Here is a 9558-nt window from a genome sequence, read left to right as displayed (position 1 = left end):
TCAATCCAGCGCTTCTGCCAAAGAACCGTCGACGTCCAGCAGAGATGTGGATAGAAACTTCGGAATCAGGACACTAGGCGCGTCGACACGGCACCTTGCGCTCCCGGCCACCCGGCGGCATATCCCGCCGTCGTGGCACCTCCATCCGGGGGCGTCGCCCTTTTGCCTATCCGGGAGCGCCGTATGACCTACGTGGTCACCGAAGACTGCATCAACTGCCTGTTCAAGGACTGCATCGAGGTCTGCCCCGTCGATTGCTTCTACATCGGCAAGAACATGATCGTGATCAACCCGGACGAGTGCATCGATTGCGGCGTCTGCGAGCCCGAATGCCCCGCCGAGGCCATCCTGCCTGACAGCGACGACCGCGCCACCGCCTGGGCGGAACGCAACCGCACCTTCTCGACCCAATGGCCCAATATCACCCGCAAGGGCACTCCGCCCGCCGATGGCGAGGACTGGAAGGGCAAGCCGGGCAAGGAAGCCCTCTTTTCACCCGAGCCTGGAACACCATGACGATGGCCACGATCGAAAGCCGCCTCGCCGAACTCGGGATCACCCTGCCGGAGCCGCCGGCGCCGGTCGCGACCTACGTCCCCTTCACGATCCACCAGGGCGTTGTCACCATCTCCGGCCAATTGCCCTTGCGGGACGGTGCCTTGCTTGCCACCGGCAAGCTCGGTGCGGAGGTCTCGGTTGAGGCAGGTAAGGCGGCGGCGCGCGCCTGTTTCATCAACCTGCTCGCCCAGCTACGCGCCGCCTGTGATGGCGATCTCGGCCGGGTAAGGCGCGTGCTCCGTCTCGGCGGCTTCATCGCCTCCACACCCGACTTCACCCAGCAAGCGGCCGTGATGAACGGCGCCTCGGACCTGGCAGTAGAGATCTTTGGCGACATCGGCCGCCATGCCCGCTCGACGATCGGCGTCGCCGTCCTGCCGCTGGATGCCGCCGTCGAGGTCGAGGGCCTCTTCGCGATCGGCTGACCGCCGAGCGAGGAGCGGCCGGAGCCCCGCGCTAGCGGATGATCCGGCTACGGCTCCCGTCGCTTCCAATCCGGCGGCGGCGACCTTATGTCAGCCCTATGCCGGATGCTGCCAGTTTCACTCTCTCGCTCCACAGCAGCATCCACGAGATAGATCCCGCCGACTGGAACGCCTGCGCCGGCAGCGACAACCCCTTCGTCAGCCACGAATTTCTAAGCGCCGTCGAGGATAGCGGTTCTGCGGGCAGCCGCACCGGCTGGCTCCCCCAGCATGCGGTCCTGCGGGATGAGGCGAATGCCGTCGCCGGTATCGTGCCGATGTATGCGAAGTCGCATTCCTACGGCGAATATGTCTTCGATCATGGCTGGGCCAATGCCTTTGAGCGGGCAGGCGGCAGCTACTACCCTAAGCTACAGGCTTCGGTTCCCTTCAGCCCGGTGCCGGGGCCGCGCCTGCTGCGTCGTCCAGGCTCGCGCGTGCCCTTCGCGGTGCTGGGCCAGGCCCTCGCTCAAGCCTGCCGGGAACTCGACCTCTCCTCCGTCCACGTGACCTTCTGCGAGGAGCGGGAGTGGGAAGCCCTCGGTGATGCCGGCTGGCTGCAGCGTATCGGTGTCCAATTTCACTGGGCCAATGCCGGCTATGCCAGCTTCGACGACTTCCTCGGCGCGATGTCCTCCCGCAAGCGTAAGGTCATCCGGCGCGAAAGACGCGATGCCCAGGCGGCGGGCCTAAGCTTTCGCACCGTCCGAGGGCACGAGATCACCAAACCGATGTGGGACGCATTCTTCGGCTTCTACCAATCGACCGTCGATCGCAAGTGGGGCAGCGCCTATCTCAGCCGCCGCTTCTTCTCCATGCTAGCCGAGCGGCTCGGCGACCGCGTCGTTCTCATGCTCGCCTATGACGGCCAAAAGCCGGTGGCCGGCGCGCTCAACCTCGTCGGAAGCGACGCGCTCTATGGTCGCAACTGGGGTTGCCGAGGCAACTGGCCCTTTCTCCATTTCGAGCTCTGCTACTATCAGGCCATCGACTTCGCGATCGCCGAGGGCCTCTCGCGGGTCGAGGCCGGCGCGCAAGGCGAGCACAAAATCCAGCGCGGCTATCTGCCGAGCACCACCTATTCGCTCCATTGGATCGAGCACACGGGCCTCCGCCGCGCCATTGCCAGTTTTCTGGAGGAGGAGCGGCCCGCGATCCTCGCCCATATGGAAGACCTGGCAACGCTCTCGCCCTTCAAGCGGGACGGTGACGGTTCACCGCTCGGCTCGGAGACCTAGCAAGTCTCTCATAGCAAAGCGGAAAGCACGTCTCGCTGGCTTTGTCTTGTCGGCTTTTTGGCGCCCGCTGGATGAAGTTCTGACCGAACGGCGCCGGTGGCTTGCTGCTCGGGATGCTGTATCTCTACCTCAAGGTCTGAACGGATTGAGGATCAGCGCATGATCGGCGTCGATTGGGGAACCAGCAGCTTCCGCGCCTACCGCATGCGCGACGGGCAGGTTGTCGACAAGCTTTCAGCCGTTTCCGGCCTGATGACGATCGAGGCGCGGAAATTCGCCGAGACCCTGCGCAAGGCCGTGCTGCCCTGGCTGAATGCCGGCGAACGCCAGGTGCTGCTGTCCGGCATGGTCGGCAGCCGCCAGGGCTGGGTCGAGGCGCCCTATCTGCCTTGCCCGGCAAGTGTCGAGACGCTGGGCGCCTCCGCCGTCCGCGCGCCCTTCGATGGCGCCGAGGTACTCATCGTTCCCGGCGTCAGCAGTGAGGATGCCGCCGGCGTCCCGGAAGTCATGCGCGGCGAGGAGACCCAGATCCTCGGCGCTCTATCGCAGATCGGCGTGGGCGGCACAGTCTGCCTGCCCGGCAGTCACGCGAAATGGGCGGTGGTGCGGGACGGCCGCATCCTGCGCTTCGCGACCTACATGACCGGCGAGGCTTTCGCCGCCTTCAGCGCCCATACCATTCTCGGCCGCATGATGAAGGCGGATGCGCCCGCAGATCCGGCGGCGCTGCGACAAGGGCTGCGGCGGAGCGCCGACCCTGGCGGCTTGCTGCGCCATCTCTTCGGCGTCCGCACGCTCGGCCTCTTTGACCGCCTCAACGAGAACGCGGCGGCCTCCTACCTTTCCGGACTGTTGCTCGGGCATGAGGTGCGCGCCGCCTTGGCCGATGCCCAGGATGCCGGGCCGGTGCTACTGATCGGTGACCCGACGCTTTGCGGCCTTTATCTCGATGCCATTCGCTTCTGCGGCGGCGATGCCCATATAGCGGCGGGCGAACCGGCGGCGCTCGGCCTGCTTGCCATCGCCCGCTCTGTCCGGTGGTCCGAAGGATCGGCGTCATGAAATCCTGGCTGGCGCGCTCACCCCTGGTCGCCATCCTGCGCGGTGTGCGGCCGGATGAGGTCGAGGCAATTTGCGACGCCCTCGAAGCCGAAGGCGTGCTGATCGCCGAGGTGCCGCTCAACTCTCCCGATCCTTTTGAGAGCATCCGCCGGCTCGCCGCCCGTTTCGGCGAGCGCATGCTGATCGGCGCAGGCACCGTGATGACGACGGCGAAGGTGGCCGAGGTCGCGGCAGCCGGCGGCCGGTTGATCGTGACGCCGCACGCGGATCCCGCGATCGTCCGCGCCGCGAAGGAGCACGGCATGCTCGCGGCGCCCGGCTTTCTCAGTCCCGCCGAAGCTTTCTCGCTCCTCGCGGCCGGCGCCGACGCCCTGAAGCTATTCCCGGCCGAGGGTTCCAGCCCGGCCGCGCTGAAGGCCATGAGAGCCGTGCTTCCGCCGGAAACCCTTACCCTGCCGGTCGGCAGCGTAGGCGTCGAGAATATCCCAGCGTGGCGGGCAGCCGGGGCGGCGGGTTTCGGGATCGGCGGATCCATATACAAGCCTGGCGATACCGCGGCGGCGGTCGCCGCCAAGGCACGCGCCCTGGTCGCCGCCTGCAGCCTGGCCAGTTGAACTCGGTTCCGTCGGTCTATGCGTCGCTTCTATTTGGTACGCCGAAAAGCGTTCGCGTTAAACGTAAGTTGAGGCGGATGAACATAATCTCATTCCGTAGCCCGGCGCTCGGATCAGTTCGGGCCGATCGAGGGATCGAGCAATGAGAGCGGCAGCCTGGAAATTACTATGACCCATCGCGACATCGTAAGGAGTAAGACCCTGACGATTCGTCATGAGGAATTCGGGGCGGCGGGTGGCGAGACAATGTGTCAAGCTCGGTGCACCGGGCTGAGAAGCAACCCAGTGTGACAGGGTTCCAAAGTATCCAAAGGGGCCACCAACGGGATACGCGTGGTTCATTGCATGAAGTTCTTGTTCGTTCCCTCCCCAGACGGTGTCGATGATCCGAGCGATTGCGCCACGATCCAAGCTTTGGAGCGTCTCGAACGGCGGGCTGCTATCTCGCCCGAAAGGCAGCGGCTCTTGCTTCGCGCCGCAGCCATTGGAAGCCGGAAGTCGTGTAGAAACACGAGTTATTGGTCGCTCCGAAGAGATGGAAACTCTCCTCTAGACATCTTTGGTTACCATGAATTTGCGCTTGGCGAGCCGTCTTGATACCGGCCATCCAAAGACCCTGTGGGAGGCATTGGCGTGCTGCGGATTACCGAACTCAAGCTTCCCCTGGACCATAACGAGGCCGCGCTAAGGTCTGCCGCGGCGGCGCGTCTGGAAGTGGGTGAGGCCGAGATCGGCGCGCTGCACGTGGCGCGCCGCGGCTACGACGCCCGGCGGCGATCCGCCGTTTCATTGGTTTATTCCCTGGATGTGGCGCTGCGGGACGAGTCGACTGTCCTCGCGAGGCCGAAACCCGACCCCCGTATCACCCCGACGCCCGACATCGCCTACCACCAAGTCGCCCACGCGCCCGCCACGCTTGAACATCGCCCGATCGTTGTCGGCGCCGGCCCCTGCGGGCTGCTGGCGGCGCTGACCCTCGCCCAGATGGGTTTCCGCCCGATCATCCTCGATCGCGGGAAGGTCGTGCGGGAGCGCACCAAGGACACCTGGGCCCTCTGGCGACGCGGCATCCTTGCGCCCGAATCCAACGTCCAATTCGGCGAGGGCGGTGCCGGCACCTTCTCCGACGGCAAGCTCTGGAGCGGCATCAAGGATCCGCTTCACCTCGGCCGCAAGGTGCTGGAGGAATTCGTCGCCGCCGGTGCGCCGCCGGAGATCCTGTATGTCAGCAAACCCCATATCGGCACTTTCCGCCTGGTGACGGTGGTCGAGGCCCTGCGCGTGCAGATCGAGGCGCTAGGTGGCGAATATCGCTTCGGCACCCGCGTCGATGGCCTCGACATCGCGGAGACGCCCCAGGGACGGCAGCTACGCGGCGTGATCCTGGCCGATGGCAGCCACATCAGTGCCGACCATGTCGTGCTCGCGATCGGCCACAGCGCCCGTGATACCTTCGCGATGCTGGACCAGGCCGGCGTCTTCCTCGAGCCGAAACCCTTCTCGATCGGCCTGCGCATCGAGCATCCGCAATCGCTCATCGACACTTGCCGCTTCGGCCCCAGCGCCGGCCACCCGCTCCTCGGCGCCGCCGATTACAAGCTGGTGCATCACGCGAGCAATGGCCGCTCGGTCTATAGCTTTTGCATGTGTCCCGGCGGCACAGTCGTTGCCGCGACCTCCGAGCCTAAGCATGTCGTGACCAATGGCATGAGCCAATATTCGCGAGCCGAGCGGAACGCCAATGCCGGTATCGTCGTTTCGATCACCCCCGCGGATTACCCTGGGGGCGCGCTCGCGGGCATCGCCTTCCAGCGTGAGTGGGAGCAACGCGCCTTCACCGCCGGCGGGGGCACCTACGCTGCTCCCGCGCAGCGCGTCGAGGACTTCCTCGCTGGCCGGCCCTCTACCGCGCTGGGCGGCGTCATTCCGTCGTACAAGCCGGGCGTGACCCCCACCGATCTCGCATCTTGCCTCCCAGACTACGCCGTCGCCGCGATCAGAGAGGCGATCCCCGCCTTCGACCGTCAGATTCGCGGCTTTGCCATGGGTGACGCGGTTCTGACCGGCGTCGAGACGCGCACCTCCGCGCCACTGCGGATCACCCGCGCTGCAAATGGCGAGAGCCGCAACACCCTCGGCCTTTACCCGGCGGGCGAGGGCGCCGGCTATGCGGGCGGCATTCTCTCGGCCGCCGTGGACGGCATCCGCGCGGCTGAGGCGGTGGCGCGATCGATCGTCACCGATGAGACCTACCTCGGTTCAGGCCGGTCGCGTCAGCAAATGCCACAGCCATAACAGCAGCCGCCACCAGAGTTCGATCGGCCCCGGCGCTCCGCCTGAATGCAATCTCTCAGCCGGTGCGCGTGCCATTTGTCACGCGCTTAGCACAGCGGTCAGTGAGGGTGGAAATCCCCATGTGGCGCATCCTGCAAGAGCAGATCCGCCATACGCGGCAGACCGTGCGTCGCAAGCGCGCGTTCCGGCGGCGCACCCGGAAGTCGACTCAGCGGCGCCGGACAAATCGGAATGCTGGCGAGCGCGCTCAGCAGCATGATGGCGACCGATAGCGAGAAGGCCGTCGCCGCCCAAACCGCATAGGAAAAGCTCGCCGCGACAAGGATCCAGACCATCATCACCAGCCCGATGGCAGAGCCAAGGGTCGCGCAGACGATACAAATGGCGGAGGTAAATCCGCCTAGCCGGTCCAACATCTTCGAGCTCCACAGGAAGGCGCGGAGGCGTTTCCAGGGAAGCGGAACACGCCATACCCCTTTGTGAATTCATCTCCCTTCAAAACTGGTTAACGGCGGCTTGAATCCAACGCTTTGTGGGAACAAAATAGAAACACTAAGGAGCGGGTGTGCAGACAGTTCTCGACAAGCTGGCGATCCTGGCGGATGCGGCGAAATACGATGCGTCCTGCGCCTCATCCGGCGCGGCCGCCCGCAATTCGCTCGCGACCAAGGCCATCGGCTCGACCGAGGGCATGGGCATCTGTCACGCCTATGCGCCGGACGGCCGCTGCATCTCGCTGCTGAAAATCCTGCTCACCAATTACTGCCAGTTCGACTGCCACTATTGCGTCAACCGAGTCTCGTCGAACGTGAAACGGGCACGGTTCTCGGTCGAGGAAGTCGTCGATCTCACGCTTGGCTTCTACAAGCGCAATTACATCGAGGGGCTTTTCCTCTCCTCGGGCATCATCCAGTCGCCCGACTATACGATGGAGCAGGTGGTGCGCGTTGCCGAAACCCTGCGGCACACGCACAGCTTTGGCGGCTACATCCATCTCAAGACCATCCCGGACGCCGATCCCGCGCTTCTCGCGCGCGCAGGCGCGGTGGCGGATCGCCTCTCGATCAATGTCGAACTGCCGCAGGAGGCAAGTCTCGCCAGGCTGGCGCCCCAAAAGAGCCCCGAGCGCATCCGCCGGGCCATGGGCACCATCCGCCTCAAGATTGAGGAGTCGAAGGAGGCGATAAAGGAATCCCGCAAGGCGCCACGTTTCTCGACGGGCCAGAGCACGCAGATGATCGTGGGCGCGGACCGTGCGGACGACCTCGCGATCCTCGACACTTCACGCAATCTCTACGGCAATTACAAATTGTCCCGCGTCTATTACTCGGCCTTCAGCCCGATCCCTGATGCCAGCTCGATGCTGCCTCTCATCAGGCCGCCACTGATGCGCGAGCATCGTCTGTATCAAGCCGATTGGCTCATGCGCTTCTACGGCTTCTCGGTCGAAGAAATCGCCACCGGCAGCGCGGGCGGCATGCTCGATCTTGCGATTGACCCGAAACTCGCCTGGGCGCTGCAACATCGCGACTGGTTCCCTGTCGACGTGAACCGCGCATCGCGTGAGATGCTGCTGCGGGTGCCGGGTTTCGGAACGAAGTCGGTGAAACAGATGCTGTCCTCCCGCCGCTGGCGACGCCTGCGGCTGGAGGATATCGCTCGTCTTTGCCGTGGCGTGAAAAGCTCGATGCCATTCATCACCGCCGAGGATTGGCAACCGGGCGGCGCCACCGATCGCCTCGACCTACGCAAGATGCTCTCGCCGCCCTGCCACCAGGGGGAACTCTTTGCGTGAGGCTGGTGGCACTCTCGCACGACACGGATTTTGCCGGCTGGCGCGACAGCGCCCGCGCCGCTCTCGCCGCGGCGGTGCCACCGGGGGAGATTGACTGGCGCGTCGGCACCTCCGCCGCGTCGGATGACCTTTTCGCCAACTCAACCACGATGCCTGAAAACGCCGCGCCGACGAACGCCAAAGTCCCGCGTGCTTTCATCACACTCGCCGAAACCGTTATCCAGCACCGTGACGTCGATCGCTTCGCATTGCTCTACCGACTGCTCTGGGGCCTGCAGTTCCAGCCGAAGCTGCTGGAGGATGCGAGCCATCCGGATGTTCATCACGCCGAGCAACTCGCCAAAGCGATCCGTCGCGACATCCACAAGATGCATGCCTTCGTGCGTTTCCGGGAGGTCGCGGAGCCCGATGGCGCCGCCGCCTTCATCGCCTGGTTCGAGCCTGACAATCACATTGTCGAAGCGGCGACGCCTTTCTTCATGCGCCGCTTCACGGGGATGCGCTGGTCCATCCTGACCCCCGACCGCTGCGCTTTCTGGGACGGCGAAACCCTGCGTTTCGGCGAGGGCGTCTCTCGTGACCAGGCGCCGACCGAGGACCGGCTGGAGGCTTTGTGGCGCACCTACTACGCCAATATCTTCAATCCCGCCCGCCTCAAGGTCGCCGCCATGACGCGGGAGATGCCGCAGAAATACTGGAAGAACCTGCCGGAGGCCGAACTTATCGGCCCGCTCATCCGCGAGGCAGCCAGCCGGGAGGACATCATGGTCAGAGCCGCCGCAACCACGCCCTCCGCCCAGACCAAGGCCGAGGCGAAGCGCCGAACCCCATCCGCACCGCGCACCGAGGCCGAGCCCGGCGTTCGTCCTAGGACGCTGGAAGACGCGCGCGCTCAGGCCAGTGACTGCCGGCGCTGCGACCTTTGGAAACACGCGACGCAGACCGTCTTCGGCGAAGGCCCGGACCGCGCTGCGCTCATGATGGTGGGCGAGCAGCCAGGCGACCGCGAGGATCTGGCGGGCGCCCCCTTCGTTGGTCCCGCCGGCAAGATGCTGGACCGCGCGCTGGAGGAGGCAGGCATTCCACGCGGCGAGGTCTATGTCACCAACGCGGTCAAGCACTTCAAGTTCGAGCCACGCGGCAAATTTCGCCTGCACAAGACGCCGGAGACAGGCGAGATCCAGGCCTGCCGCTGGTGGCTGGAGAGCGAGCGCGCCCTGGTTCAGCCGCGTCTGACCGTGGCGCTCGGCGCGTCCGCCGCGCATGCTCTGCTCGGCCGTAAGGTCACGATCGGGAAAGAACGCGGCAGGATCTCCGCCCTGCACAGCGGCGAGGCATTGTGGATCACTGTACACCCCTCGTACCTGCTTCGCCTGCCGGATGAGGAGGCGAAGCGCCGCGAGTACACACGCTTCGTGGAAGATCTCGCCGGAGCTTGGCGATGGCTGGCGGAGAGCGCCTCGGCGTGAGCTCGTCATGTTCGGCGAACTGCGCCCGGCCCCGGGGCCGAGCATCAAGCCCTTACCGTCACG

At 65.2% G+C, this 9558-nt stretch carries 9 protein-coding genes; 8 read left to right on the top strand and 1 reads right to left on the bottom strand.

The genetic code is table 11. The features are described 5' to 3' along the window. Positions 1–183 precede the first annotated feature (183 nt). From fdxA to GSQ92_RS01620, 6 genes are all read left to right on the top strand, one after another. Complete coding sequence (gene fdxA, locus GSQ92_RS01645; protein WP_158805572.1) at positions 184–516, top strand: ferredoxin FdxA; 333 nt, start codon at positions 184–186, stop codon at positions 514–516. Beyond that, positions 513–983: a RidA family protein gene (locus GSQ92_RS01640; RefSeq protein ID WP_158805573.1), complete on the top strand. Its 471-nt coding sequence runs from the start codon at positions 513–515 to the stop codon at positions 981–983. The genes fdxA and GSQ92_RS01640 overlap by 4 nt, the downstream gene beginning before the upstream one ends. Before the next feature lie 98 nt (positions 984–1081). After that, positions 1082–2260: a GNAT family N-acetyltransferase gene (locus GSQ92_RS01635; RefSeq protein WP_158805574.1), complete on the top strand. Its 1179-nt coding sequence runs from the start codon at positions 1082–1084 to the stop codon at positions 2258–2260. A gap of 159 nt (positions 2261–2419) precedes the next feature. Continuing rightward, complete coding sequence (locus GSQ92_RS01630) at positions 2420–3322, top strand: 2-dehydro-3-deoxygalactonokinase (RefSeq protein WP_159012861.1); 903 nt, start codon at positions 2420–2422, stop codon at positions 3320–3322. Then, positions 3319–3936: a 2-dehydro-3-deoxy-6-phosphogalactonate aldolase gene (locus GSQ92_RS01625; protein ID WP_174246735.1), complete on the top strand. Its 618-nt coding sequence runs from the start codon at positions 3319–3321 to the stop codon at positions 3934–3936. Before GSQ92_RS01630 ends, GSQ92_RS01625 begins: the two co-directional genes overlap by 4 nt. Positions 3937–4569: 633 nt before the next feature. Further along, a complete protein-coding gene (locus GSQ92_RS01620; RefSeq protein ID WP_159012860.1) occupies positions 4570–6231 on the top strand; it encodes an NAD(P)/FAD-dependent oxidoreductase in 1662 nt (553 codons plus the stop codon). Positions 6232–6329: 98 nt separating this feature from the next. On the opposite strand, the gene GSQ92_RS01615 is transcribed toward GSQ92_RS01620, so the two are convergent. Then, entirely contained in the window at positions 6330–6647 is a 318-nt protein-coding gene (locus GSQ92_RS01615) for a hypothetical protein (protein WP_159012859.1), read from the bottom strand. Between the two features lie 149 nt (positions 6648–6796). On the opposite strand from GSQ92_RS01615, the gene GSQ92_RS01610 reads away from it, so the two are divergent. Together GSQ92_RS01610 and GSQ92_RS01605 are read left to right on the top strand one after the other, a co-directional pair. Continuing rightward, a complete protein-coding gene (locus GSQ92_RS01610; RefSeq protein WP_158805578.1) occupies positions 6797–8026 on the top strand; it encodes a putative DNA modification/repair radical SAM protein in 1230 nt (409 codons plus the stop codon). Then, entirely contained in the window at positions 8023–9495 is a 1473-nt protein-coding gene (locus GSQ92_RS01605; protein ID WP_158805579.1) for a UdgX family uracil-DNA binding protein, read from the top strand. The genes GSQ92_RS01610 and GSQ92_RS01605 overlap by 4 nt, the downstream gene beginning before the upstream one ends. Positions 9496–9558 lie beyond the last annotated feature (63 nt).

The organism is Acidisoma sp. S159 (genome assembly GCF_009766125.1).
Classification (GTDB): Bacteria; Pseudomonadota; Alphaproteobacteria; order Acetobacterales; family Acetobacteraceae; genus Acidisoma.
This window is presented reverse-complemented; position numbering and strand designations above follow the sequence as displayed.